26 protein-coding genes and 1 riboswitch are annotated in these 25,952 nt (G+C 45.0%); of the genes, 14 read left to right on the plus strand and 12 right to left on the minus strand.

The window, feature by feature from the left end:
- Positions 1-98 precede the first annotated feature (98 nt).
- The 4 genes from INE92_RS13155 (at position 99) to INE92_RS13170 (ending at position 1,845) form a co-directional block, all read left to right on the plus strand.
- Positions 99-692 carry a hypothetical protein gene (locus INE92_RS13155; protein WP_034530096.1) on the plus strand — a complete coding sequence of 198 codons (594 nt, stop codon included), beginning with the start codon at positions 99-101 and terminating at the stop codon, positions 690-692.
- A gap of 215 nt (positions 693-907) precedes the next feature.
- A complete protein-coding gene (locus tag INE92_RS13160) occupies positions 908-1,225 on the plus strand; it encodes a helix-turn-helix domain-containing protein (protein ID WP_008777760.1) in 318 nt (105 codons plus the stop codon).
- Between the two features lie 15 nt (positions 1,226-1,240).
- Complete coding sequence (locus INE92_RS13165) at positions 1,241-1,537, plus strand: helix-turn-helix domain-containing protein (protein WP_008777759.1); 297 nt, start codon at positions 1,241-1,243, stop codon at positions 1,535-1,537.
- Positions 1,534-1,845, plus strand: a complete 312-nt coding sequence (locus tag INE92_RS13170) for a helix-turn-helix domain-containing protein (RefSeq protein ID WP_005644200.1) — start codon at positions 1,534-1,536, stop codon at positions 1,843-1,845. The genes INE92_RS13165 and INE92_RS13170 overlap by 4 nt, the downstream gene beginning before the upstream one ends.
- Before the next feature lie 68 nt (positions 1,846-1,913).
- Here the strand turns inward: INE92_RS13170 and INE92_RS13175 are convergent, their stop codons facing one another.
- On the minus strand, positions 1,914-3,215 hold the full coding sequence (locus INE92_RS13175; protein ID WP_008777758.1) for a site-specific integrase: 1,302 nt from the start codon (positions 3,213-3,215) through the stop codon (positions 1,914-1,916).
- 22 nt (positions 3,216-3,237) lie between these two features.
- Positions 3,238-4,461, minus strand: a complete 1,224-nt coding sequence (locus INE92_RS13180) for a site-specific integrase (protein WP_008777757.1) — start codon at positions 4,459-4,461, stop codon at positions 3,238-3,240.
- 556 nt (positions 4,462-5,017) lie between these two features.
- Here INE92_RS13180 and INE92_RS13185 point away from each other — a divergent pair.
- Positions 5,018-6,097 (plus strand): metallophosphoesterase, encoded by a 1,080-nt coding sequence (locus INE92_RS13185; protein WP_134993114.1) that lies wholly within the window; start codon positions 5,018-5,020, stop codon positions 6,095-6,097.
- A 197-nt stretch (positions 6,098-6,294) separates the two neighbouring features.
- Positions 6,295-7,584 carry an ATP-binding protein gene (locus INE92_RS13190; RefSeq protein WP_004316992.1) on the plus strand — a complete coding sequence of 430 codons (1,290 nt, stop codon included), beginning with the start codon at positions 6,295-6,297 and terminating at the stop codon, positions 7,582-7,584.
- Between the two features lie 5 nt (positions 7,585-7,589).
- Here the strand turns inward: INE92_RS13190 and nadD are convergent, their stop codons facing one another.
- The 3 genes from nadD to INE92_RS13205 form a co-directional block, all read right to left on the minus strand.
- Positions 7,590-8,180, minus strand: coding sequence for a nicotinate (nicotinamide) nucleotide adenylyltransferase (gene nadD, locus INE92_RS13195; protein ID WP_015531507.1), 591 nt, complete (start codon positions 8,178-8,180; stop codon positions 7,590-7,592).
- Between the two features lie 208 nt (positions 8,181-8,388).
- Positions 8,389-8,958 (minus strand): guanylate kinase, encoded by a 570-nt coding sequence (gene gmk, locus INE92_RS13200; RefSeq protein ID WP_008641270.1) that lies wholly within the window; start codon positions 8,956-8,958, stop codon positions 8,389-8,391.
- A 172-nt stretch (positions 8,959-9,130) separates the two neighbouring features.
- On the minus strand, positions 9,131-10,009 hold the full coding sequence (locus INE92_RS13205) for a YicC/YloC family endoribonuclease (protein WP_008641269.1): 879 nt from the start codon (positions 10,007-10,009) through the stop codon (positions 9,131-9,133).
- Between the two features lie 89 nt (positions 10,010-10,098).
- Between INE92_RS13205 and tsaB the strand changes: the two genes are divergently transcribed.
- The 7 genes from tsaB to rseP all read left to right on the plus strand — a co-directional run bounded on the left by tsaB (position 10,099) and on the right by rseP (position 17,112).
- On the plus strand, positions 10,099-10,788 hold the full coding sequence (gene tsaB / locus INE92_RS13210; protein WP_004316997.1) for a tRNA (adenosine(37)-N6)-threonylcarbamoyltransferase complex dimerization subunit type 1 TsaB: 690 nt from the start codon (positions 10,099-10,101) through the stop codon (positions 10,786-10,788).
- A 29-nt stretch (positions 10,789-10,817) separates the two neighbouring features.
- A complete protein-coding gene (locus INE92_RS13215) occupies positions 10,818-11,429 on the plus strand; it encodes a DUF4290 domain-containing protein (RefSeq protein WP_004316998.1) in 612 nt (203 codons plus the stop codon).
- Between the two features lie 160 nt (positions 11,430-11,589).
- Complete coding sequence (gene murA / locus INE92_RS13220; protein WP_015531504.1) at positions 11,590-12,894, plus strand: UDP-N-acetylglucosamine 1-carboxyvinyltransferase; 1,305 nt, start codon at positions 11,590-11,592, stop codon at positions 12,892-12,894.
- Positions 12,891-13,430: a ribosome maturation factor RimM gene (rimM, locus tag INE92_RS13225; protein ID WP_008641267.1), complete on the plus strand. Its 540-nt coding sequence runs from the start codon at positions 12,891-12,893 to the stop codon at positions 13,428-13,430. The genes murA and rimM overlap by 4 nt, the downstream gene beginning before the upstream one ends.
- Before the next feature lie 74 nt (positions 13,431-13,504).
- Positions 13,505-14,365: a M23 family metallopeptidase gene (locus INE92_RS13230; RefSeq protein ID WP_004317001.1), complete on the plus strand. Its 861-nt coding sequence runs from the start codon at positions 13,505-13,507 to the stop codon at positions 14,363-14,365.
- Positions 14,366-14,462: 97 nt separating this feature from the next.
- Positions 14,463-15,632 (plus strand): 1-deoxy-D-xylulose-5-phosphate reductoisomerase, encoded by a 1,170-nt coding sequence (locus INE92_RS13235; RefSeq protein ID WP_004317002.1) that lies wholly within the window; start codon positions 14,463-14,465, stop codon positions 15,630-15,632.
- 124 nt (positions 15,633-15,756) lie between these two features.
- Positions 15,757-17,112, plus strand: coding sequence for an RIP metalloprotease RseP (rseP, locus tag INE92_RS13240; RefSeq protein WP_015531503.1), 1,356 nt, complete (start codon positions 15,757-15,759; stop codon positions 17,110-17,112).
- 108 nt (positions 17,113-17,220) lie between these two features.
- On the opposite strand, the gene INE92_RS13245 is transcribed toward rseP, so the two are convergent.
- From INE92_RS13245 to INE92_RS13270, 6 genes are all read right to left on the minus strand, one after another.
- Positions 17,221-17,391 (minus strand): hypothetical protein, encoded by a 171-nt coding sequence (locus INE92_RS13245; protein WP_153882593.1) that lies wholly within the window; start codon positions 17,389-17,391, stop codon positions 17,221-17,223.
- A gap of 21 nt (positions 17,392-17,412) precedes the next feature.
- Positions 17,413-18,816: an MFS transporter gene (locus INE92_RS13250; protein WP_118195984.1), complete on the minus strand. Its 1,404-nt coding sequence runs from the start codon at positions 18,814-18,816 to the stop codon at positions 17,413-17,415.
- A gap of 235 nt (positions 18,817-19,051) precedes the next feature.
- A complete protein-coding gene (gene nrdG / locus INE92_RS13255; RefSeq protein WP_008641262.1) occupies positions 19,052-19,510 on the minus strand; it encodes an anaerobic ribonucleoside-triphosphate reductase activating protein in 459 nt (152 codons plus the stop codon).
- Positions 19,511-19,704: 194 nt separating this feature from the next.
- A complete protein-coding gene (locus INE92_RS13260; protein WP_004313429.1) occupies positions 19,705-22,098 on the minus strand; it encodes an anaerobic ribonucleoside triphosphate reductase in 2,394 nt (797 codons plus the stop codon).
- Between the two features lie 32 nt (positions 22,099-22,130).
- Positions 22,131-22,319: riboswitch (cobalamin riboswitch) on the minus strand.
- Positions 22,320-22,627: 308 nt separating this feature from the next.
- On the minus strand, positions 22,628-23,488 hold the full coding sequence (locus tag INE92_RS13265; protein ID WP_015531499.1) for an Rpn family recombination-promoting nuclease/putative transposase: 861 nt from the start codon (positions 23,486-23,488) through the stop codon (positions 22,628-22,630).
- A 576-nt stretch (positions 23,489-24,064) separates the two neighbouring features.
- Positions 24,065-24,577, minus strand: coding sequence for an HU family DNA-binding protein (locus tag INE92_RS13270; protein WP_008018168.1), 513 nt, complete (start codon positions 24,575-24,577; stop codon positions 24,065-24,067).
- Between the two features lie 351 nt (positions 24,578-24,928).
- On the opposite strand from INE92_RS13270, the gene INE92_RS13275 reads away from it, so the two are divergent.
- Positions 24,929-25,201, plus strand: a complete 273-nt coding sequence (locus INE92_RS13275; RefSeq protein WP_015531497.1) for a DUF4248 domain-containing protein — start codon at positions 24,929-24,931, stop codon at positions 25,199-25,201.
- A 218-nt stretch (positions 25,202-25,419) separates the two neighbouring features.
- Here the strand turns inward: INE92_RS13275 and INE92_RS13280 are convergent, their stop codons facing one another.
- The gene (locus tag INE92_RS13280) at positions 25,420-25,938 is read right to left on the minus strand and encodes a hypothetical protein (protein WP_004314026.1); all 519 of its coding nucleotides are present in this window, start codon (positions 25,936-25,938) and stop codon (positions 25,420-25,422) included.
- Between the last annotated feature and the right edge of the window lie 14 nt (positions 25,939-25,952).

Consider the following 25,952-nt stretch of genomic DNA (forward strand, 5'->3'; position numbering starts at 1 on the left):
GAATATGTGTACATTTGCAAACAAATAGAGAAAAATCGACATATTGTCTCTAAGACAATTGCTGACTGTATATGACATAAGACCGCAAGGTGTTTCTAATGGGAATCTGGAAAATTAACATTGAAAGGAACTATTGCGTGATTGCTTATGCTATGCCTACGCATAGCGTGCATTCACCTATTCCTTTCAAAGGCATTCCAGAGCCTCCATTAGAAGTAGCGTGTTTGCACGCTTCTTTTTTTGACGGCTTACGGTCCGGTATCAAAACAGAATTTATGCCAAAAGTCCAAGCTGTAACGGCGATGACACTGGACGGCTTCCTGCCGGAAACCGACAACGTGCTGATGCGATGGGTAATGAACCACAGGAAAGGTTTTGCCCGTTGGCGGGAGCGTTGTGATGCCCGGATTTTACCCTATTACATACTAGACCTTCTTTGTGAAAAAGACACTAAAGGCGATTCCTTTATCTACCTAGCAGAAGTTTCTGATGCAGAAACATTGGATCTCCTGCGTGGCCTCTTCCATTACAATCTTGTGGAAGAACTTATTATCTACCTTTTTCCTTATTCCGCCGGCAAAGGGAATTCCATACAGGCCATCTTTCCCGTCCGGCAATGGCAGTTACACAAGGCCGTTGTCCTGCCTGGTGGCATCTGCCGTCTGATTTATCGTAATCCTTGCAGGATGTAACTTGCAGATTGCGAGAATCCTTGCATCCTGCAAGGTTAATTTCCCATCAAATATTTCTCCTTTATTTTTTATTATACTGTATTTCAACGGAATAGCTATGTCATTTCGTGAAATACAGAGCCATTGGCACGCCGTTAGCCCTATATCATAATATAACCTGTTGCGCGACAAGGTGTAACCAGTCAATTATTTACACTTTAAAGACAGACCGTATTATGATACAGACAGACCGTGAGACCTTCCAGATGATGCTTCATCAGATTATGGAAAGGTTCGACAGGATTGAAGACAGGCTGAGCCGTATGAACCGCCAGACCTCCGCGCTTGACGGAGACAAGCTGCTGGACAACCAGGACATGTGCGAGCTGCTCGGCATTACCAAACGCACTCTCGCGCGGTACCGCCAGAAGAAACTCGTGACCTATTACATGATAGACGGGCGTACCTATTACAAGTCCTCCGAGGTCGAGGCGTTCCTCAACCAAAAGGGCAGGCGTTTGCCGGCGAGACTGAAAAAACAGATGGAAAATTAATATAAATGAAAGAATATGGAACTTGTATGTATTGACAAACAGACTTTTGAAGAACTGCGTGTCCGTTTTTGCGAATTTGAGGACCGGGTGACACGCCTGTGCCGTCCGGTCGAGGATCTCGGCCTGAAAAACTGGCTGGACAACCAGGAGGTGTGCGACGTACTCCGCATCAACAAAAAGACCCTTCAGGCGTATCGTGCCAAAGGTCTCCTTCCTTTCAGTCGCATCAAGAACAAGCTTTTCTACAAACCGGAAGATATACGGAGATTATTGGAATTGAGTTACCACCCTTTAATAAAGAGCAAATTATGAGCTATCATTTTATAGACAAGAAAGACCCACGCATTGACGTGATGTTCCAGGGACTGGAGAAAATGGAGAGGATGCTTTCAGTAATGGAGGATGTACCGAGATCACTCTTCAACGGTGAACGTTTCCTTACGGACGAGGAACTTTCCAAAGTCCTGCGGGTAAGCAGGCGTACATTGCAGGAATACCGTACATTCGGTGTAATCCCTTACTATCTGGTGCAAGGGAAGGCACTCTATAAAGAGTCCGATATCATGAAAATACTGGACGATGCCTACAAACGGTGCCGGGAGGAACAGCGCTGGGTATAGTACTGCTTCTTTAATCAAGCACGGAGAAACTGCCTGCTGTCAGCCGGGCAGTTTCTCCGTTTTCCATTTCATACAGCCGGTGATTTTATTTTCCGCTTTTTCCTGACGGTGAAATCCTCCTCGCAAAGGTCTATCCTGTTTCCGAAACCTGTGGACCTCAACCGTTTCATGTCCTCGTCCACTTTCGTGTCCGTAACCTGCGCGTAAATCTGCGTGGTGGAAATAGAGGTATGTCCCATCATCCGGCTTACCGTCTCTATCGGAACGCCGAGCGAAAGGGTGATGTGGGTACCGAAATTATGCCGGGCCTGGTGAAAGGTCAAATCAAAACCATATACCTGCCCCAATTCCCTAGTCAACAGGATAAAATACCCGCGGGCATAAATATTGAACACCTTGTCTCCGCTTCTTTGGCCGCGGTATTTCTCTATGATTTGAAGAGGAATATCCAGCAGACGGACAGAAGAGAGCGTATCGCTCTTTTTCCGGTGGATATGAATCCACCATGTGCCGTCGCCGGCCTGCGTGATGTCCTTGTCCGAAAGCCGTTTCAGATCCGCATACGCCAGTCCGGTAAAGGTTGAAAAGATGAACATATCCCGCACGAATTGCAGTTGCGGTTTCTCCACCGGAGTGGTCATGAGTGTTTTAAGGTCTTCCAGTTTCATGTGGCGGCTCTTCCTTTTGGGCAGTTCGGGATGCAGGCGGCAATAAGGGTCGCGTCGCAACGTGCCCTGGCTCACAGCCCGCATCGTGAGCTTTTTCAAACGGTACAGGTGTTCATGCACGCTTTTGGGTTTCAGGTTGCGGTCAGTCCGCAGGAATACCTCGAAATCGTCATAAAACGTCCGGTCAAGGCTTCGCAGCGTCACATCTTCCACGCCTTTCTTTTCCCGGACAAAAGCGGAAAGATGCTTGTAGGAACGCTGATAGGAGTCGTATGTTTCCTGTATGCGGTCTATCCCGACCCGTTTCCTGAACTCCTCGTTATGCTCCCTGAAAAGAGCCAGCAGGGTAAGCGGTTTCTGTCCGATACCCTTGACTGCGTTTTTGACCAGTTCAGCCGTGATGAACCCCAGGCTGTTTCTTATCCGCTCATAATGTCCGGCAATCTCACGTGTCAGGTCATCTATGGCACGGTTCACGGTAACGGCATTCTCGCTCCTTCCGTTGGCACGGCCTTTCTCCGGATTCCAGATACCCGGATTGACAGAGACTTTGGTTCCTATCTGTGCCCATTCGGCATCAATGCTCACCTTGCACAATAGCTGGCACATTCCGTCCTTTCGCACTTTCGTGCGGTTAATATAAAACAGCACGGCAAAAGTGCTGCGTCGTTTGACATTCTGTTTTTCAGTATTCTTTTCCATATTCTTTCCATTTAAAAGGTTATTAAATGACGACAGAAAAACGCTCCGAGATTTTTCGGTTCAATGCCTTGGTGTCGGCGTCTATCTTCTCATCGGTCACTTTCGCGTAGATTTGTGTGGTCTCTATCTGACTATGGCCGAGCATCCTGCTGACCGTTTCAAGGGGGACCCCATGAGAGAGTGTGATTTCCGTTGCGTATGTATGCCGTCCTGCATGGAAGACCAACGGACGGTCAATGTGGCAGATTCGGGCAATCTCTTTCAAGTAGAGGTTCAGCGTGGAATTGCAATACATCGGCAGCAGCTTGTCACCGGGAGCTGTACCGCTATATTTCTTCAGAATCTGCAACGGTAAATCCAAAAGAGGAATCTCAAATTCTATCTTGGTTTTCTGCCTGGCACTCTTGATCCACCATATTCCATCTTCCGCAAGGCATAGGTTGTCCTTTGTCAGCAGGCGCATATCTCCGTATGGAATGCCGGTAAAACAGGAAAAAAGGAACATGTCACGGACATGATAGAGGGTCTGCCTGTGAAGCGGGGTGGTCATAATCCTGTGCAACTCTTCTGCCGTGAGATATTTCTGCACGTGCTTCGGGCGCACCGGCTCGTAGCCCATGAACGGGCTGGCGGTAATAATACCGTCAGCAATGGCCTCTCCGACAATGGTTTTCAGTTGGACGGTCAGGTTGATGATTGTTCCGGGAGCGAGGTTACGTTCCGTCCGGAGATACAAATCATACTTGTCAATGAAAGAACGGTCCAACGCAGAAAACGGAATATCGGAGAGCTTGTATTGCGCCTGCAAGAATCTTTCGATATGGCTATAGGCATTGCTATAGGCTCTCAGGCTTCCTACCGTACGGTTTATCCCCACACGCTTTTCAAAGTTGCGGATGAACCGCCTGAAATATCCCAGAAGCGTTTCCTGCCCGCTTGCCATTCCAAGCAGTATGCCTTTCACCTCTTCGGCCGTCACACCGTCACGGACAGCCGACTGTTCCATATAGATATTCAATGCCATCGCACGTATCTCATCCAGCCGGTTGTTGATTTCCTTTGCCGCCACGCTTTTTCCGGAAGCGCGTCCCGAAGACCAGCGGGATTGCGGGACTTTTATCTTCACACTGAATGCCGCTTCGGAATATTTTCCGACATTCAACTTTGCCATTACGGGGCAATTCCCGTCGGCATCCACCTCGCTCTTTTTCAGGTAGAACGACACCTTTACATTTGCCTGGTTCATAACCAATTCCTTTGTTTGCAAAATTATTATATGCAGAGTAAATGAACGGCATGAAAAATGTAGCGGAACGTAGAATAAGACCCCTCGGCCTGCAAACAAAGCCTGTATTTTTTTCTGATACGGAAAAATATGACTAAGTTTGCGTCAGCAGACATGGAAAAAACAGCGTTCTTTGCGGTGGTAAACGGGGTTATCAATGAAAGACGAAAGCTTGTTTTTCAAGCCTCTTTTTTTATCCCGAAAAGGCAACGGATAAGTAGTGATTTGTCCTCCTAACTCCACCTAAAACTTGCTAAAAGCCTCCTGCGGAAGAATGTGGTACAAAACGACATATCCCTTTTGCTATCAAACACTTTACATTATTTTCTCCAAAGTTATCCGTATGTGAGCGAGTTTTCGTATCTTTGCACCCCAGAAAACTTCAAACTAAGAGAAGATGAAGAAAATAAATGCTCCTGTGATGGAGAAAATAAATACCCTATTGATGAAAAGAATAAATACCCTATTGATGAAAAGAATAAATACCCCATTGATGAAGAAAATAAATATCCCATTGATGAAGAAAACGATTTATCCACTGACGAAGAAAACAATCTACCCTGTTATCCTGTTGGCATTGCTTTTGCTTGTTTCCTGCAAGTCGAAAAAGAATATGGTGGCTAGCTTGCCACGCCCTGTCTTACATACTGATTCCATTTATCCGGATACGACTAACGCCATTGCCGGACTGTTCGCTCCCGACCACTCGATACTCAAAGCACTGGCTGTTTCTAAAAACAAAAAGCAACATACAAAGAAAAAGGAGACTGATACCGACGCGTACGAATCCGACCGGATGCTCCGTGGAACCCAAATAACCTCTTCCAGCGTAGATGTGTCATCTGTTTATACAGGAGTGGATCGTGTAGTAAAATACGACTTCACCCACCGCGATGTCCCTGAAGCTTTTGAAGGTTTCCGCATCGCTTTTATTTCCGATTTACATTACAAAAGCCTGCTGAAAGAGAAAGGATTGAACGATCTTGTCCGTCTATTGATTGCCCAAAAAGCAGATGTTCTTTTGATGGGTGGTGATTATCAGGAAGGTTGCGAATATGTAGAACCTTTGTTTTCCGCACTGGCACGTGTAAAGACACCAATGGGAACCTATGGAGTGATGGGTAATAATGATTACGAACGTTGCCACGACGATATTGTGAACACAATGAAACATTACGGAATGCATCCGTTAGAACACGAAGTGGACACGCTGCGTAAAGACGGCCAGCAGATTATTATCGCCGGAGTGCGCAATCCTTTCGATCTGGGGCGCAACGGAGTATCACCCACTTTGGCACTCTCTCCCAAGGATTTTGTCATCTTACTGGTTCATACGCCGGATTACATAGAAGACGTTTCAGTAGTCAATACAGACCTCGCTCTCGCAGGACATACACACGGCGGACAAGTCCGTGTATTCGGAGTCGCCCCGGCACTGAACTCACACTACGGCAATCGTTTTATCACCGGACTGGCATATAATACAGCAAAAATACCTTTGATTATAACAAACGGAATAGGAACTTCAAAGTTACCAATCCGTGTCGGTGCTCCGGCAGAAATCATCGTCATTACTCTTCATCGATTGACGGAGTAAGGTATCGTAACTTGGTACAATAACAAACAGAAATAGCAGCATCATACACTTTTCTGATACGACTTTCTGTAACATACCACACTTTTAGGGTATAACTTTTTGTTAAATACCACACTTTTAGGATACGACTTTTTGTTATTATCCTTTTTAGTGCTTACATTTGTACCTATAAGTAGCTGACAATAAAAGAAAGAAGTATGAGAAGAAATGCAATGCAACAATTGTACGATTGGAAAGAAAAGTCTACACGAAAGCCTTTGATTATTCGCGGAGCCCGTCAGGTAGGAAAGACATGGCTTATGAAAGAGTTTGCGGCTACTGCTTACAAACAGTTTGCCTACATCAACTTCGAAGACAATGAAGTGATGAAAGAGGTTTTTCAAAAAGATTTTGATATCGAACGTATTTTGATGGCTATCCAGTTAGTAACCGGAAAAGTAGTAGATACAGATACCTTAATTCTTTTTGACGAACTTCAGGAAGCCCCACGCGGCTTGACAGCCATGAAATATTTCCTGGAGAAAGCGCCACAGTATCATGTTATTGCAGCTGGTTCTTTACTGGGCATCGCTATGCATCAAAATGACTCTTTCCCGGTGGGAAAAGTCGATTTTATAGACCTATATCCACTTTCTTTTTCCGAGTTTTTAGAAGCTATCGGACAAGAGTCTTTTGTCAGCTTGCTTGCAAAGCAAGATTGGAACCTCATTTCTACCTTCCGTTCTAAATTCACCGACTTCCTTAAACAGTATTATTTCGTAGGAGGAATGCCCGAAGTAGTCAATGCATTTATTGAGCATAAAGACTATACCGAAGTCCGCCAGTTGCAACAAAACATACTGGATTCTTATGACCGTGATTTTTCCAAACACGCTCCTATTGCCGAAGTCCCTAGGATTCGTATGGTGTGGCGTTCGGTTCCTGCACAACTGGCTAAAGAAAATCGCAAATTCATTTATGGAGTTATAAAAGAAGGAGCAAGAGCCAAGGATTTTGAACTGGCCATAGAATGGCTGATAGATGCCGGTCTTATTTATAAAGTAAACCGGGTAAAGAAAGGTGGAATACCTTTATCGGCCTACGAAGATTTTTCCGCATTCAAACTGTTTATGCTAGACACCGGATTAATGGGAGCAATGAGCGGACTCCCCCCACAAGCATTATTGGAAGGCAATGTTTTATTTACCGATTATAAAGGAGCAATTACCGAACAATATGTGTTACAACAACTGAAATCAGTGAAAGGCTTGAATATCTATTACTGGTCTTCAGATACTTCCAAAGGAGAATTGGATTTCCTTTTGCAAAAAGAAATCTGTATTATTCCGGTCGAAGTGAAAGCTGAAGAAAATTTACAGTCGAAAAGTCTGCGCTCTTTTGTTGAAAAGAATCCAGAACTACATGGCATCCGTTTTTCCATGTCAGATTATCGGGAACAAGAGTGGCTGACAAATTATCCGTTATATTCTGCCGGACACATATTATAATATATTCAAAGGCGTATATTATCTTTCTTGATAGCCTCCCAAACTCTTGGATGTAGAAAGTAGCGAATATCTTTCCCTTCACTCAAGGCTTCCCGAATAAAAGTGGAACTGATTTCAAAAACAGGGGAATGAACAAGACGCACGGTTTCCGGCAATTCCTCTTCTTTTACAGGAAAGCCGGGACGAGGATAAATGAGGAGTTGATTCTCTTTAATGATGCGTTCGGACTGATACCAGCGTCCAAAACGTTCCCAATTATCGGAACCGATAATGAAATAAAATTCCCGGTCGGGATACGCTTCACGAAGTTTCTCCAGTGTATATACGCTATACGAAGGACGGGGCAAATGAAATTCAAAGTCTGAAGCTCGAAAACGAGGATAATCACTGATGGATAACTCCACTAATTGAAGACGAAGCTCGTCACTCCATAATTCAGCCTTCGTTTTCAAAGGATTCTGCGGACTTACCATAAACCATATTTCATCCAACCCTTCATACTCACAAAGGTAATTAGCTAAAGCGAGATGCCCGATATGAATCGGATTGAATGACCCGCTGAAGATTCCGGTTTTTCTTGTTTTAACTTGATTCATTTTCCGCTATTCTTTCTTGCTTTATTTTCTTTCTCCACTTCGGTAAAACAATAGCTTGTCTGATTGTGAGAAGTAGCGCAATGCCGCTTATGAACCATTGTTGAAAATAAAGGCATACAATAAAAGCAAGAAGATTCATCACACCGGTGACGGCACACAGATACATCCATTTTCGGGTGTTACAATTCTTCTTGTACATTCTCAAGTCTTATTCTTCGGCTAAAAACTCTTTGATTACTTTCAACGCTTCTGCCTTCGCAGCTTCCAAATCGTCATTGACAATCACACAATCGAATTGCGGAGCAAATCCCAACTCATATTCCGCCTTAGCAATCCGGCTTTCAATAATTTCCGGGGCATCCGTTCCGCGCCCTTCCAACCGGCAACGTAATTCTTCCACCGAAGGCGGTTGAATGAACACTGACAACGCACGGTCACCATAAAACTTCTTGATATTACATCCACCTACCACATCAACGTCAAACACAACATTCTGACCTGCTTCCAGTTGCTTTTCCACTTGTGCCTTCAACGTTCCGTAATAACGGTCCTTATATACTTCCTCATACTCCAAAAATTCGTTGTTCTCAATGCGACAACGGAATTCCTCCGGCGTAAGAAAGAAATATTCCACTCCGTGCTGCTCCGTCCCACGCGGAGGACGGCTGGTAGCAGAAATAGAAAATGCAAGATTCAAATTCTGCGTCAGCAGATAATTGATAATAGTAGATTTGCCCGAACCTGACGGGGCAGAGAAAATAATTAGTTTACCGGTCATTATTAAAGTTTATTTGACATTAAGTTATTTACGATTAGACGATTTACGATGCACGATTGATATTATTTTTTGAATTTATAAATATCCAAATGTGTACACTATTATTTCGCAATACTAACTTCAATCGTACATCGTAAATCGTCTAATCGTAAATGAATTTATTGTGAGTAAATTACATCACGTTCAACACCTGCTCCTTAATCTGCTCCAACTCATCTTTCATCTGAACAACGATTTTCTGCATTTCGGCATGATTGGACTTGCTACCTAACGTATTGATTTCCCGACCCATTTCCTGGGCGATAAAACCAAGTTTCTTACCTTGTCCGTTACCGCTTTCCATTGTACTGATGAAATATTTCAGATGGTTGCTAAGGCGTTGTTTTTCTTCATTAACATCCAGTTTCTCAATGTAATAGATCAATTCCTGCTCCAAGCGGTTCTTGTCGTAATCCACACTTAATGTCTTTTCGAGAGCATCCGTGATGCGTTCTTTCACTTTTTCCACACGTTCTTTTTCGTAAGGAGCGATCTTTTCGAGCAGGCTTGAGATATTGGCGATCTTTTCACGGAACTTCTTTTCCAGTGCAGCACCTTCCTGTTTGCGGAAATCTACTAGATGACTGATAGCATCGAGCACAGTGGCATGCACCATTTTCCATTCCTCTTCGGTCAGTTCCTGGATTTCCGTTTTAGTCATCACATCCGGCATACGGAGCAATGTCTGAAACCAGTCAGCAGGAACAGGAATACCAAGATTCTGCGAGATTGCCAAAATCTGTTTGTAGTAACCTTCCACCAATACTTGATTGATAGGAGTCGCATTTTCTGCCGCTTCTTTCTTCTCGATCCACAGGCTGAAATCGACCTTTCCACGTTCCAGCACTTTAGAAATCTCATTACGGATTTCAATCTCTTTTTCACGATACGCCGGAGCGATGCGAGTGGATAAATCCATTGCCTTGCTGTTGAGCGACTTGATTTCTACATTTATTTTTTTATCAGGAAGTTCGGCCGTAGCTTTGCCGTATCCTGTCATAGACTGTATCATAACCTTAAAGTTTTGTGCAAAAGTACACGAATATTTTAAGAATTGGAAATAATCATGTAAATTTGCGACAATTTAATAAGCTGATTTTTATGTCGTGTATACTGAATATTGAAACCTCTACCTCTGTTTGCTCGGTAGCGGCCAGTCAAGACGGACAGACGATTTTTGTGAAAGAAGATTTGAAAGGCCCTTCACACGCCGTGTCTTTAGGAGTTTTTGTAGATGAAGCGTTGTCTTTCATAGACAGTCATGCCATCCCTTTGGATGCAGTCGCAGTGAGCTGTGGGCCGGGTTCTTATACCGGACTTCGAATCGGGGTTTCTATGGCGAAAGGAGTTTGTTACGGACGTAACGTCCCATTGATCGGTATTCCGACGCTGGAAGTATTGACTGTTCCGGTGTTGTTGTATCACGACTTGCCCGAGGACGCTTTGCTTTGTCCGATGATCGACGCCCGCCGCATGGAAGTATACGCAGCCGTTTATGACCGCAGACTTCAGGTGAAACGTGCAGTAGCTGCCGATATTGTAGACGAAAACTCTTACTTGGAGTTTCTGAACGAGCAGCCGGTTTATTTCTTTGGAAACGGGGCCGACAAATGCCGCGAACAGATCACGCATCCGAACGCACATTTTATCGACAATATTCACCCGTTGGCTAAAATGATGTTCCCGCTGGCAGAAAAAGCAATAGCCGACGAAGATTATAAAGACGTGGCTTACTTCGAACCTTTCTACCTGAAAGAATTCGTTGCTTCCATGCCAAAAAAACTTCTTTAATTTTTAATTTTAAACTTTCAATTAAATAAATGCAATACAATACTCAACAGAAAAGAATGCCGCTTCCCGAATACGGGCGTAGCATCCAGAACATGGTAGATTATGCGTTGACCATTCAGGATCGTGCAGAACGTCAGCGTTGTGCCAACACCATCATCAACATTATGGGAAATATGTTCCCCCATTTGCGTGATGTGCCCGACTTCAAGCACAAGCTCTGGGATCATCTGGCTATCATGTCCGGTTTTGAGCTGGATATTGACTACCCGTATGAAATCATCCGTAAGGACAACCTGGTGACCCGTCCGGATCCGATCCCCTACTCCACTGCCCGTATGCGTTATCGCCACTACGGACGCACACTGGAAGTGCTGATAAAGAAAGCAATCGAATTCCCCGAAGGAAACGAAAAGAGAAACCTGATTGCCCTCATCTGCAACCACATGAAGAAGGACTACCTGGCATGGAACAAAGATACAGTGGACGACAAAAAGATCGCCGAAGACCTGTACGAACTCTCCAACGGGGAACTCCAAATGACTGACGATATCGTCCGGCTAATGGCAGAACGCCTGAACCAGAACTATCGTCCGAAGACGAACTATACCAACAATCGTCAGAACAACAAGAGAAGATACTAAGAAAATAGGAAATAAGTATTAAGTATAAAGTATTAATCGCAGCCATTTGTTGGCACTGGTCGGATTTCTTTTACTTATTTACTTAGCGTGCGATACCGTACGGTTAATACTTAATACCTGATACTTAATACTTTAATCACACTTAATACTTAAAAAATTAATGGCTTCATTTGTAATCGAAGGAGGACATCGGCTTTGCGGAGAGATTCACCCGCAAGGAGCTAAAAACGAAGTTTTGCAGATAATCTGTGCCACATTGCTAACCGCAGAGGAAGTAACGGTGAACAATATACCTGACATTCTTGATGTCAACAACTTGATTCAGCTCTTGCGCGAGATGGGAGTGACGGTTGCAAAGAAAGGCATTGATTCTTATAGTTTTAAAGCAGAGAATGTAGACTTGGCTTATTTGGAAAGCGATGAGTTTTTAAAGAAATGCTCCAGTCTGCGAGGCTCTGTCATGCTGATTGGCCCTATGGTGGCACGTTTCGGCAAAGCGTTGATATCCAAGCCGGGAGGAGATAAAATCGGTCGCCGCCGTTTGGATACTCACTTTGTAGGTATTCAGAATTTAGGAGCGGACTTCCGTTATGATGAAGGACGGGGCATTTATGAAATAACAGCCGACAGACTTCAAGGAAGCTATATGCTGCTGGACGAAGCATCCGTCACCGGAACAGCCAATATCGTAATGGCTGCCGTGCTTGCCAAAGGCACTACTACCATCTACAACGCTGCCTGCGAACCTTACGTGCAACAACTCTGCCGGTTGCTCAACCGGATGGGAGCGAAAATCAGCGGAATTGCCTCCAACCTGCTTACTATTGAAGGCGTGGAAGAATTGCATGGCGCGCACCACACCGTACTGCCCGATATGATTGAAGTCGGCAGTTTTATCGGTATGGCAGCCATGACAAAAAGCGAAATTACCATCAAGAACGTTTCTTACGAGAACCTTGGAATCATCCCCGAGAGCTTCCGCCGCCTGGGCATCAAGCTCGAACAGAGAGGAGATGACATTTATGTTCCCGCACAGGAAACCTACCAGATAGAATCATTCATCGACGGCTCCATCATGACGATAGCCGACGCCACCTGGCCGGGACTGACTCCCGACTTGCTTAGTGTGATGCTCGTTGTAGCCACACAAGCCAAAGGCAGCGTACTGATCCATCAGAAGATGTTCGAAAGCCGCCTGTTCTTTGTGGACAAGCTAATCGATATGGGTGCACAGATCATCCTCTGCGACCCTCACCGTGCCGTAGTCATCGGACACAATCATGGCTTCAAGTTGCGTGGTGCCCGCCTGACTTCACCGGATATACGTGCCGGTATCGCCCTTCTGATTGCCGCCATGAGTGCCGAAGGAACCAGTACCATTAGTAACATCGAACAGATAGACCGTGGTTATCAGAACATCGAAGGACGTCTGAACGCTATCGGAGCCAGAATCACCCGAATATGATAAAGAAAGAAGAAGTATATAAGATAGGATTATTCAATAAGCCGCATGGCATTCACGGCGAATTGCAGTTTACGTTTACCGACGACATTTTCGACCGTGTGGACTGCGATTATCTGATATGCCTGCTCGACGGTATTTTCGTGCCCTTCTTCATTGAAGAATACCGTTTCCGTTCCGACTCCACCGCTTTGGTAAAACTGGAAGGAATAGACACCGCCGAACGTGCCCGAATGTTCACCAACATTGAAGTTTACTTCCCCGTAAAGCATGCGGAAGAAGCGGAAGACGGCGAATTGTCCTGGAACTTCTTTATCGGTTTCCAAATGGAAGACATTCATCACGGACCTCTAGGAGAAGTGATAGATGTAGATAACACTACGGTAAACACCCTTTTTGTGGTTGAAAGAGAAGAAGAGGAACTACTCGTTCCCGCCCAAGAGGAATTTATCGTAGGAATAGATCAGAAACAGAAACTCATCACCGTGGAACTTCCCGAAGGGTTACTCAATCTGGAAGAGTTGGAAGATGACCGATGAGAACAAATAAAACGATGAGTCACTCATCAACTAAAAATAGTAAATAGTAAATCGTAAAATAGTAAATATCCGAGATGCCAAAGAGAAGACGAAGTAAAGCTTTCTGGAAAAATTTCAAGTTCAAGTATAAACTAACGATCGTTAATGAAAATACACTTGAAGAAATTGTCGGACTTCGTGTATCCAAGCTCAATGGACTATCCGTTTTACTTTGCGTGCTGGCAGTGCTTTTCCTGATTGCTTCCTGCATCATTACTTTCACCCCGTTACGCAATTATCTTCCGGGATATATGAACAGTGAAGTCCGTACACAGATTGTAGACAATGCGCTGCGTGTAGACTCTTTGCAACAAGTGCTCAACAAGCAGAACCTCTACATCATGAATATTCAGGACATTTTCAGCGGGAAAGTGCCTATCGACAGCGTGCAAACGCTTGATTCGCTGACTGCTGCCCGTGAAGACACGTTGATGGAACGAACCAAGCGGGAAGAAGAATTCCGCCGCCAATATGAGGAGAATGAAAAATATAATCTGACCTCCATCACTTCCCAACCGGACGTGACCGGATTGATATTATACCGTCCGACACGAGGCATGGTGTCCGACCACTTCAATGCCGAAAAGAAACATTACGGCACTGACATTGCCGCCAATCCCAACGAAAGCGTACTGGCAACCATGGACGGAACCGTCATCCTTAGTACATACACGGCTGAAACCGGTTATCTGATTGGCGTGCAACACAACCAGGATTTAATTTCGATCTACAAACACTGCGGCTCTCTCCTGAAAAAGGAAGGTGAACGGGTGAAAGGAGGCGAAGCCATCGCCCTGGTAGGAAATAGCGGAACACTTAGTACAGGACCGCACCTGCACTTCGAACTTTGGTATAAAGGTCACCCGGTGAATCCGGAAAAATACATTGTTTTTTAGGTTATCAATGATGAATGATAAGATATGGCGAGTGATGAGATATAAGTGATAATCAGCGATGATATGTTTGTCAACAAAATAGGAAGAAATAGATAAAATGAATATAGAGACTAATAAAAAGAAAAAACAAATAGCTATTCTAGGCTCCACAGGTTCTATCGGGACGCAGGCTTTGCAAGTCATCGAAGAGCATCCCGACCTGTACGAAGCATACGCACTGACAGCCAACAATCGTGTGGAACTACTGATTGCCCAGGCACGGAAGTTCCAGCCGGAAGTGGTAGTGATAGCCAACGAAGAAAAGTATTCCGAACTGAAAGAAGCATTGAGCGACCTGCCTATCAAGGTGTATGCAGGGACCGACGCTATCTGTCAGATTGTGGAAGCGGGTCCTATTGATATGGTATTGACAGCCATGGTCGGTTATGCCGGACTGAAGCCGACAATCAACGCGATCCGCGCCAAGAAAGCGATTGCATTGGCAAATAAAGAAACATTGGTAGTAGCAGGTGAACTGATTAACCAGCTGGCACAACAATATCGCACTCCGATTCTGCCGGTAGACTCTGAACACTCCGCCGTTTTTCAGTGTTTAGCGGGAGAAGTGGGCAATCCGATTGAGAAAGTGATATTGACTGCCTCTGGAGGTCCGTTCCGCACTTACACTTTGGAACAATTGAAGTCTGTGACTAAGACACAGGCCTTGAAACATCCCAATTGGGAAATGGGAGCAAAAATCACGATTGATTCTGCTTCTATGATGAATAAAGGTTTTGAAGTGATCGAAGCCAAATGGTTGTTCGGTGTTCAACCCAGTCAGATTGAGGTGGTTGTGCATCCGCAATCAGTCATTCACTCGATGGTGCAGTTTGAAGACGGAGCTGTAAAAGCACAGTTGGGCATGCCCGATATGCGCCTGCCCATCCAGTATGCATTCTCCTATCCCGACCGTATCAGTTCTTCTTTCGACAGGCTCGATTTCTCCAAATGCACGAACCTGACGTTTGAGCAACCCGACACGAAACGTTTCCGCAATCTGGCACTCGCTTACGAAGCGATGTATCGCGGAGGGAACATGCCTTGCATCGTTAATGCCGCCAATGAAGTAGTGGTAGCCTCTTTCCTGAAAGACGGCATCAGCTTCCTCGGCATGAGCGACGTGATAGAAAAAACAATGGAACGGGCCACCTTCATTGCCAACCCGACCTACGATGATTATGTGGCTACCGATGCGGAAGCAAGAAAGATAGCAGCAAGTCTGATATAATTCATTTCGTAGAGGAATAAAGAAAATAGAGAAATTGATTAGTATTAATATAAATTGAAAATAGCCTTTATATCTTCTCTTTGGCAGAGAATCCAGTGAAGGCTTTAAATTGTAAATAGACTATATGGAAACATTTTTGATTCGTGCCCTGCAATTGATTATGAGCTTATCTTTGCTCGTTATCATTCATGAAGGCGGGCATTTTCTTTTTGCCCGTTTGTTTAAGGTGCGTGTAGAAAAATTCTGCTTATTTTTTGACCCCTGGTTCACCCTGTTTAAATTCAAGCCCAAGAAAAGTGACACAGAATATGCAGTAGGTTGGCTGCCATTGGGCGGTTATGTCAAGATAGCCGGTATGATTGACGAGTCGATGGATACCGAGCAGATGAAACAACCCGAACAACCGTGGGAGTTCCGTTCCAAACCGGCGTGGCAACGTCTGCTAATCATGGTGGGTGGCGTACTGTTCAACTTCCTGTTGGCCCTGTTCATCTACTCGATGATTCTATTTGCGTGGGGCGACCAATATATAAAGGTGCAGGAAGCTCCTCTCGGTATGGATTTCAACGAAACAGCCAAATCCGTAGGTTTTCAGGACGGCGACATCCTTCTTTCTGCTGACGGCGTTCCTTTTGAACGTTATGACGGCGATATGTTGAGCCAGATTGCCGACGCCCGCGAAGTAAGCGTTATCCGCAACGGCGCGAAAGCCTCCGTTTATATCCCTGAAGACTTGATGCAACGTCTTCTGGCAGACAGCATCCGTTTTGCCTCCTACCGTTTCCCGTATGTGATAGACAGTGTGATGGTGAATTCTCCTGCCGCACAAGCAGGCATCCAACCGGGTGACAGCATTATCGCCCTGAACGGAACACCGATTTCTTTCTCCGACTTCAAAGAAGCGATGGCAGAACGTAAGAAAAACGCGGAAACCCTGCTCAAAGACAGCATAGATCCGCGCCTGATTACACTGACCTATGTGCGTGGCGGCGTAACCGACACATTGAATATGCGTGTAGACTCCGCCTACCTGATGGGTGTAACCACCTGTCTCGTCACAGACCGCCTGCTCCCTATGGTGAAAAAAGAATATACTTTCTTCGAATCCTTCCCGGCAGGTGTCTCCCTCGGCGTAAAGACCCTGAAAGGATATGTAGGAAACATGAAATACCTCTTCTCGAAAGAAGGAGCCAAACAGCTAGGTGGCTTCGGAACGATCGGCAGCATCTTCCCTGCTACATGGGATTGGCACCAGTTCTGGTATATGACAGCCTTCCTTTCCATCATTCTAGCTTTCATGAATATCCTCCCTATCCCCGCATTGGACGGCGGCCACGTGCTCTTCCTCTTCTACGAGATGATAGCTCGCCGCAAACCGAGCGACAAATTTATGGAATACGCTCAAATGACCGGTATGATTCTACTCTTCGGTCTGTTGATATGGGCTAACTTCAACGATATTCTAAGGTTTTTCTTCTAACAGACCAAACGACAGAAGAAAGACATAAAAAACAATCCCGGATGAGAACAGGTATTCACTCCTCTCTCATCCGGGATTGTTTTTTATAGTTGCTTGCCTTTAAATCTTCTAAATCTTCAACATCTTTTTTTCTCTTTCCAAATCCGTTTCATCCAACTTGGGTGAAGGCACTGTGCACGTTTTGATATAATCGCCCTCCTGACAGGTATAATTGTAGTACACCTCCAGTTCCGGAGTGAGCTCCGCTTTCGGCACCAACCTCAGTTTATTTATTTTCAATTAGCCTGACTTTATCAGTTCTTATTTTCTTTTCAGAGTGGAAGGCTGCGATAGTCTCAAGCTGCTGACGATAGCCGCCACAACAGCAAATCCACTTCCTACCATAAGGCAGACAGCTGTACTCCGGTCATGAGCGACAAAGCTGAAAAGCAATGCGACCAATGTTGTCCCGGTGGTCTGTCCCAACAGGCGGGCCATTCCCAACATACCACTGGCTCCGCCCGAACGTTGCGTAGGAGCGGAAGAGATAATCGTACTGTTGTTCGGTGTCTGGAACAATCCGAATCCTGCCCCACACAGCATCAAACGCAGAATGATACTAATATCGGACGACTCCGCAGTCAGACTGGAAAGCGAGAAAAGTCCGACGGCAAACAGAGCCATCCCGACACTTCCCAAGATACCGGGGTGGATGCGCTCGACAAGATATCCTGCCAACGGAGCCGTGACAAGCGTAGCCAACGGCCACGGTGTGAGTAGAAGTCCGGTCATGACTTCGCTGTGTCCCAAAGTGTTCTGGAGGAAAAAAGGCAAAGAAACCATCGCTGTCATTTGTGCTATGAAAGAACAGATGGAAGTCAGGATGGACAGCCGGAAAATCGGAATCCGCAGCAGATCAAGAGGGAGCAGCGGAGTGGTCTGCGTCAGTTGCCGGCGCACATAGTAGGTACCGACCACTGCCAACACAATCAGTTGAATGAAAAGGAAGTCCATTTTCTCATGGTGGGCAAATCCGTCCAGCGTGTAAATGAGCAGACCGAAAGTGACCGCATTCGCGATGGCACTGATATAATCGAATTTACGTTTCGTACGCTCCTCCTGTCGTGGCAGGTGTTTGATGCCGAGAAGCAATGCAGTGAGTCCCAACGGCACATTGATGGCAAACAACCAGTGCCAACTGGCAATGGAAAGAATACCACTCGCCACAGATGGTCCGGCGGCAGCCGATATGGCAACTACCATTGCATTGATCCCCATCCCCCGCCCGATCTGGCTCTTCGGATAGATGTAACGCAGCTGTGCCGTATTCACACTAGTGATGGCGGAAGCGCTGAACCCTTGAAAGATACGGGCAACCGTCAAAGTCCAAAACGAATCGGACAAGGCACAGATCAATGAAGTGATGCAAAACAGTCCGATGCCCGAAAGAAAGACTTTCCGGTAACCGATGATTTCACCCAAAGCGGAAAAAGACAGTAGCGATATAACGATGGCCAGCTGATAGCCGTTGATAATCCAGGTGGTTACAGCGGGAGAAGTCCCAAAATCATGTGAAAGTGTAGGTAGTACGATATTGACGATGTTAATATCCAGTACTGACATACAAAGAGCAAAGCCGACAGACACCACCGCCCAAATACGTTTAGGCATTGGCAAGCCATCGGTCTCATCGTTTTTTTGAGTTGGATTTATTGATTGTACCATAAAAACTTATTCTTGTAAGTAGTCGTTTATTTCTTCACCATCAAGCAGACACAAACACAGACGCAAGCCCCACCGGCTACAAAAAAGCGCCGCGTTACTCTGTGATGAAAAATGATTCACTTGGTTTCGTAAAGGTAAACAAAACAACGGTACAGGTGTTTTTGTTTCCTTTGAAAAATAAGTTTTTTTAGTGCTCAACTACTGGATTCAACTTACTCCAAATGTCGAATTACATTTACTTCAGCTTCAAAATCCGCTGATTACTGCTTCCCCTGAACTCCAGATATGGAGAGAAAAGAGCCTGTTCGAAGCGTCCGTCCACCAATACATCAATATAATCAAGAGCGGCACTCAAACGAGACTGCGCCTTAATTTCTTCGTATGTGTATCCGGTGTAGCACCACACGTTCATCCCTGTTTCCTCTTTCACCCGTTTCAGCAAAAGCAGGAACGCTTCCGGATGAAAAAACGGATCACCGCCGGAAAAAGTAACGCCGTCCAACAAAGGATTCGCTTTGATTTCACGGATGATGGACTGTATTTTCTCCTCCGTCAGTTCTTCTCCTGCTCCCGGATTCCAACTCTCCGGGTTGTGGCAACCGGGACAATGATGGGAGCAGCCGGCAAGATAAATAGAAAACCTGATACCTTCACCGTCAACGATCGTTTCAGAATAAGTTCCTAGTAAATTCACTTCTTTAATAGCTAATGAAAAATGAAGATTTGAGAATGGATGATAACCATATAAATGTGGAATAAATACTCGTTACAGAACAGTACAAGATGAGAGTAACGTGCTGCAAGCAATAACCGAATAATGGATAATGAACCGTAACGCTTTCATCAAGCACCGTTCATTATCCATTCATCAATTATCAAACATTTATTCTACAAATGTTTTACACGGTCCTTCTCTTCTGCCCGCTTGGCAGAGTTCCAAGAGCTTAAATCGCCCGTCAGATAACCGGTGATACGGCGCATACGGAGAATACTTTCACTCTGGCATACAGGGCATTTATCGAAGATAACTCCCTTGTAACCACAGTTATGGCAAGTGTCTACCGGGTGATTGATAGAGCCGTATCCAATTCCTTCGTCGTGCATCACTTTCACAATCTTGGCGATGGCACGCACATTCTTCTGCGCTTCACCGTCCAGCTCCACATACGTGATGTGTCCGCCGCGCGTAATAGCGTGGAACGGAGCTTCACGCTTGATTTTCTCAACGATGCTGATCGGTTCTTTCACGTCTACGTGGAAAGAGTTGACATAATAGTCGCGATCTGTCACTCCGGGGATTTTTCCATATTTCCGGCGGTCCATTTTCGTGAAACGTCCCGAAAGTCCTTCGGCAGGAGTAGCCAGAACGGAGTAGTTCAGGTTATATTTCTCTTTATATTCGTCTACCACTTTATTCATTTCCATCACCGCTTCATACAGCGTGTCCCATGCTTTCTGGCTGTGTCCGTGACCTTGTCCGTAGAGAGCCACCATCGCGTTATGCCCGCCGATAAATCCGATCCCCAGTGTACCGCTGCGCAAGGCGTCTCCTACCTGTTCATTCGGATTCAGTTCGCCACCGCCTTTCCACACATTATTTCCCATCATGAACGGGAACTGGCGTGCCAGGGCCGTACGCTGATACTGATAACGTTCGTAAAGCTGGTCGGCCACGAGCGCAGACATTTGGTGTACAGATTCGATGAAAATTTCTTTTGCTTTTTGTTCGATGGCGTCCTTGTTGCGTTCATCTTCTACCAGATTTTCCGCTTTGATACGGGCTTCGATAGCCAGTCTTGGCATATTCAGTGTGGTGAACGAAAGATTGCCACGTCCTAAAGAAGATTTTTCTCCGGCCACATTTTCAAAAACACGGGTACGGCAGCCCATCGTTGCCAGTTCGTAAATGTAACGCTGCGGATCGTCGGCTTTCCATTTCTCGTTCTTGTTGAAAGGTGTGTCGAGGAACATGAAGTTCGGGAACAACGCTTTCGCAGTAGTCTGGCAAGCCTTTAATAACAAGTCGAAGTTGGGAGCCTCGTAACTGTCGGTCATTGCCTCTTCGATGTTCTCCGCTTTCATTGCTTTCTCAAAGTCTTTCTCCGAGTAAGAAACGCCGTCTTTCACCTTGAATATCTGGATGGGGAATACGGGCACTTCTCCTCTGGTGCCGAGGCCTTCAATGGTAGCTTTCAGCAGTTCTTCGATCACCATGCGGCCTTCGGCAGAAGTGTCCGTTCCGTAGTTGATGGAACTGAATACCACTTGGTTACCGCCACGAGAATGCATCGTATTCAGGTTGTGGATGAATCCTTCCATTGCCTGATGTGTATCTTTACGGGTCTGCTGGTAGGCTTTTTCGACGATGCGGGCAAGGTGTTCCTTATCTATAATGATCTGTAAAGCGACCAGAGCGATGCGCAATGTTTCGCGTTCGGCCTCGGTGGACTTGATAGACGGAAGGTATTCTTTAATCAACGTGCGGATGGATTTCTCATCGGCCTGATTTCCGTTTTCCATAGCCACATAGAAGTTAATGAACGATGCCAGATGCTTGCGGAAAGATTTGGCCACTCCTTTTGCCATGAAGAAATCGAAAGCCGGAATCGCCTGTCCGCCATGCTGCTCATTTTGGTTGGTCTGAAAGATGATGGTAGCCAGCGTAGCATAGCTTTGGATGCTTTGCGGGGTGCGGATACTACCGTTCTTTGTGCGGAAACCGCGTTCAAAGAGGTCATCCATATCATATTGGATGCAGGTTGTCGTCTTTGTCGGATAATAATCCAGGTCGTGGATGTGAATGTCTCCCAACTGGTGCGCTTCGGCAAAACGTTTCGGCAACAAGTATTTATAGGTATAATCTTTAGTTACTTCGGAAGCGAACGTCATCATCTGCCCGGCAGGCGTGTGACTGCTCATGTTGGCGTTGCTCAAATTGACATCGTTCTTGTCGATAGCCACAATGCCGTCCATCACCTGTTTCATCTGGGTTTTCTTATCACGCTCCGTATTCCGCCATTCGCGATAGATGATGTATTTCTTCGCTACTTCCGGCCGCACTTTCATCAACGACTTTTCTACCAAGTCCTGAATCTCTTCTACGGTGATCGTGGGGGTAGCAAACTGACTGATAACATTCATGGTGATGTCAGCAACCAACTGCTGCTCATCCTGAATTCCACTTGCACTGAATGCTTTACTGATTGCATTCTTAATCTTACTGATAGAGAAATCTTCTCTTTTACCATCACGTTTGATGATACAAATTTCCGCGTAGTTCATAACTTTAACTCCCGAAAGCATTAATAAATTAAAAATAGAAAATCTCTTCGGCAGGTCTTCTGACTTATCCCTCCCCCGCAACACCTTCCCACACCGGCATCGATGCAGTGGCCTATTGTGCGGATTCTTAGAGAATTACAGCAGCGGGTACTGTCGCCGATTTGCACAGCGTTCCCTCATTGACTAAACCTCTTTTTAGTTCCGAAACCGGATACAAAGATAGGAGATTATATCATAGCTTGGTTAGCTTTTAACATTAAATTTCGGGAAACTATTCTTTCTCGCTGATACAGAAAGTTTTCCAAAACGGAAAACTTTTTTCTGATTTTAACGTGGATAATATTCCAAATTCGTTTATTTCACCCCAAAGACATATATAGTTTTTAGATACTTTACCCTTAGCGAAAAAAGGATATGTTAAGCGAAAAAAGGATGTGTTAAAAGTCTCCACAACTATCGTTTGCTTCATAAGTTATAGACTATTTTTTCACTTTCGACAAAACCTTTCTTTCCAATAGAATGAAAGAAATTATAATTTTTCTATTTCTTCTTTCGAAAGCCCGGTAGATTTCATAATAATATCGTCAGCCACACCTAATTCTTTCAAATTACGAGCTGTTTCTTCTTTACCTTTTTGCAAGCCTTTCTGTAATCCTTTTTGTAAGCCTTTCTGTAAGCCTTTCTGTTCAGCAAAGTCCAACGTATTAAAATAATCGTTATAAACTTTCCATTCTTCTTCATACTGGGCTCTTTCCTCCTGGGTCATATTTGCTTTGGAAGCCAACTTTTCAAGTCGCTCGAAGACGGCCTTGCGAGCCTTGAAAGGCATCCGGTCAAGTGTATCCATATGCTTTAGTATATAAATCCAGCGTTCAAAATCATTTTCACATTCATCCTCTTCTTTGTTGAAGTTCGGCAGTTCGATAAAAATCTGCCGGAACTTGTTGTTGAAGAGCTTCCCCGTATCCCTGTCAGAAAGAACGATGTCCGTTCTGATTTTAGAGGGCATATCCTTATCCATCACGAAATTCATGAAGAACACTCCGTACACGGCATCCAACTGGAAGTTCCAAACTCCCCTTTTCGCTTGCTGCGTAATGGCCCTAGAAAGATAGAAGAGGGCACGATCTTTAAAATAAGGCTGTTCCCGGTTCTGCATTTCTACGATAATACGTTCACCGGTATCGGTTACGCAATAGATGTCGTAGATAAGACCTCGTTCTGTTTTTACTTCCGGCGGCTGTTCGTTGTTAAGGAACCTGATGTCGGTGATTACGTGCTCACCTACGAGCAAATCGTTCAAGAAGTCGATTAACAACTCCTTTTCTACCTCTCTGCCGAATAAAAACTTAAAGCCAAAATCGGTAAAGGGATTGATAAATCTTCCCATTATATGCTGTGTCTCAATTATAAAACAAAGATAGAGTTTTTTTGTTGAATACGGTCAAGAATAGAAGAAAATAAATGGATACAAAAAAGCTGCCTCATTCAGAAATATTTCTGTCTTAAAAAAATTATCATCAAAATTCTCATTTCCGCCATGTTTCCGAAAAAGTATTTTCGGAATACGAAAAAAGAAAAGCTGCCTCGTCCATTCGAGACAGCTTCTTTACTTGCTCCTTACTTATGTTTACTCTATGAGTTGCTACACGTTTATTTTTACTTGTTCCGCGAGCTACGTGCAGACGGCACGTTCTATGTTTTTACGTCATTCCGTTTCATACCTTTTTTTTCAGGTATGCCAAGCCTTTTCCAGCTAGCTAATCCTTTTCTGCCTTGCCGTTTCTCCGGTGGCGGAAACGCAGAACTGCTTCAAGAATATCCAGCAACTTCTCCAATAATAGTCTCATCCGTTTTCTTTTTAAAAGTTAATAATCCGTTTTATGTCCGTTGGGATCCGTTTATATATCCGTTGGGATTTGACTGTCAACCGTCGGTCGTGTCCGGCTGACAGTCAAGTTACCGGTTAAGCTGCCGGGTCCGGCGCTTCTCCGCTTCCACCACCAGGTTTATTATCGTCATCCGGGTCTTTGTCAATGGCATCGTCGGCCACAAACGAACCCGCTACATCCTTGATGTGCACAAACTCCACTCCGGTGGTCAACGCACGGGTAGCACTTCCGTTGGCGGCACGAGTGTATTCGGGCGTAAACTGGCAACGCAATGAAGTGATCTGCGAACTGCTGACCTTATTTTCCAACTCTACCCCTTTCCCGTTTGCCTTGGCAATCATAGTAAACGTCCCCAAGCCTTCGAGGCGCACCGTGCGGCTATTGAGCAACTGTTCACGCATCACCGACATCAGGTTACGAATGACGTTATGAACATCACCCGCCGTCAGCGAGGCTTTTTCTGCAATCAATTCCGCCATTTTCTGCGTATTGACCATTTTCCCGAATTTCACCAGACGGGGATAATAAAGTTTCTGTCCTTCCTTGTTGGCAAGCGTTGCCTGATACGGTTTGTAAATTAATGGCATACTTTTTTTCCTTTCTTCTTTTTAATGATTAATGAATAAATTCTATCTGTAACCGATTACGAAGGCAAAAGTATAGGAAAGGAAAAAAGCAGAGGAACACAATGTGACAACTCGTCACAAGAGACAACTCAAAGGCACAATTTCTACACAAGCTATGCCAACAGAGGCTTCTGTACAAAGCAGAACCACTTGGCATAAAAAAGCGTATCTTCGCATTCACACAGGATAAACTTAAAAGAAACAGATAAGTTCCTGTCACTGATTAATGGCTATTTTTTTTAGGAGTAATCCGTGCCTAAATTATGATATAAACTAATTATGAACACCTACTAATAATAGAAAGTACCGACAATGAAAACAGAAACAACAGTAACCTCCGTCAGCCCAAAAGAAATGCCGGAGACGGCAAACTCTACCCGCATACAGACTTACAGCAAAAGTCAGCTGGCCACACTTTATCTACCTCACATACAGCCTGCCTCGGCACGCCGCACCCTCCGCAGTTGGATTACCCAAAATACAGCATTACAAGCCGCACTCGCCCAAACCGGCTACAGTGAAAAGGCAATCTTACTTACTCCGGCTCAAGTTGGACTATTCTTCAAGTTTTTGGGAGAACCCTAAAAAACAAATACGGCACGGAAAGGAATGAAAATAGAGTGATTTAAATGGATATTTGCCATCGTAGTGTCCGAGCAGGATTTCCCTTCAGCCTACAAGTAATTTTTTAGACACGGATGACGCGGATTTTTAAAGCTGCACAGCTATTTAAAAATCCGCGTCCGTTATCCGCGTCTAAAAGATAAATTCATAACCGGGCAAGAATATCACCCGAAGCCGCCTTATTCCGAGGGTTCTTCTCCCGACGGTTTCATTAAATCGGCAGTGACCTCCGCTTTAAAACGGACACCGTCATGAAGCCGCAGATTCAGTTTGACAGTTACATTCGTTTCGCTGTTACGCTGCACATAAAACGTCCCTGTGACCTTTTTATACTGCGAGTAATAATAAATTGGATCTTCGTAGATAAAAACATACTGGTCGTTGTGATAGAGCGAAGAAGCATCCACCACCTGCCCTTCCCAATACAAATGAAGAGAAAAAACAAAATAAGTATCAGCCTTTCCTTCCTCCATCTTTTCCGGCGAAAGAACACAAGTTAAATAGTCCCCATCCACAGAAGCCACACCGGACACAATATTATTCGCCACTCCCCGAAAAGAATAAGTACCGATGGAAGGCACTTCCTCCACGCCCGGTCCGGGAGTTACCGAATCATTATCGTCGCTGCATCCGACGAAAGCCAACAGTAGCCCCGACAAAGCAAACAGGTTCAAATATTTCAGTAAAATTTTCTTCATGAATATACTTCATT

Source organism: Bacteroides xylanisolvens, assembly GCF_018289135.1.
In the GTDB taxonomy this organism is placed as follows: domain Bacteria; phylum Bacteroidota; class Bacteroidia; order Bacteroidales; family Bacteroidaceae; genus Bacteroides; species Bacteroides xylanisolvens.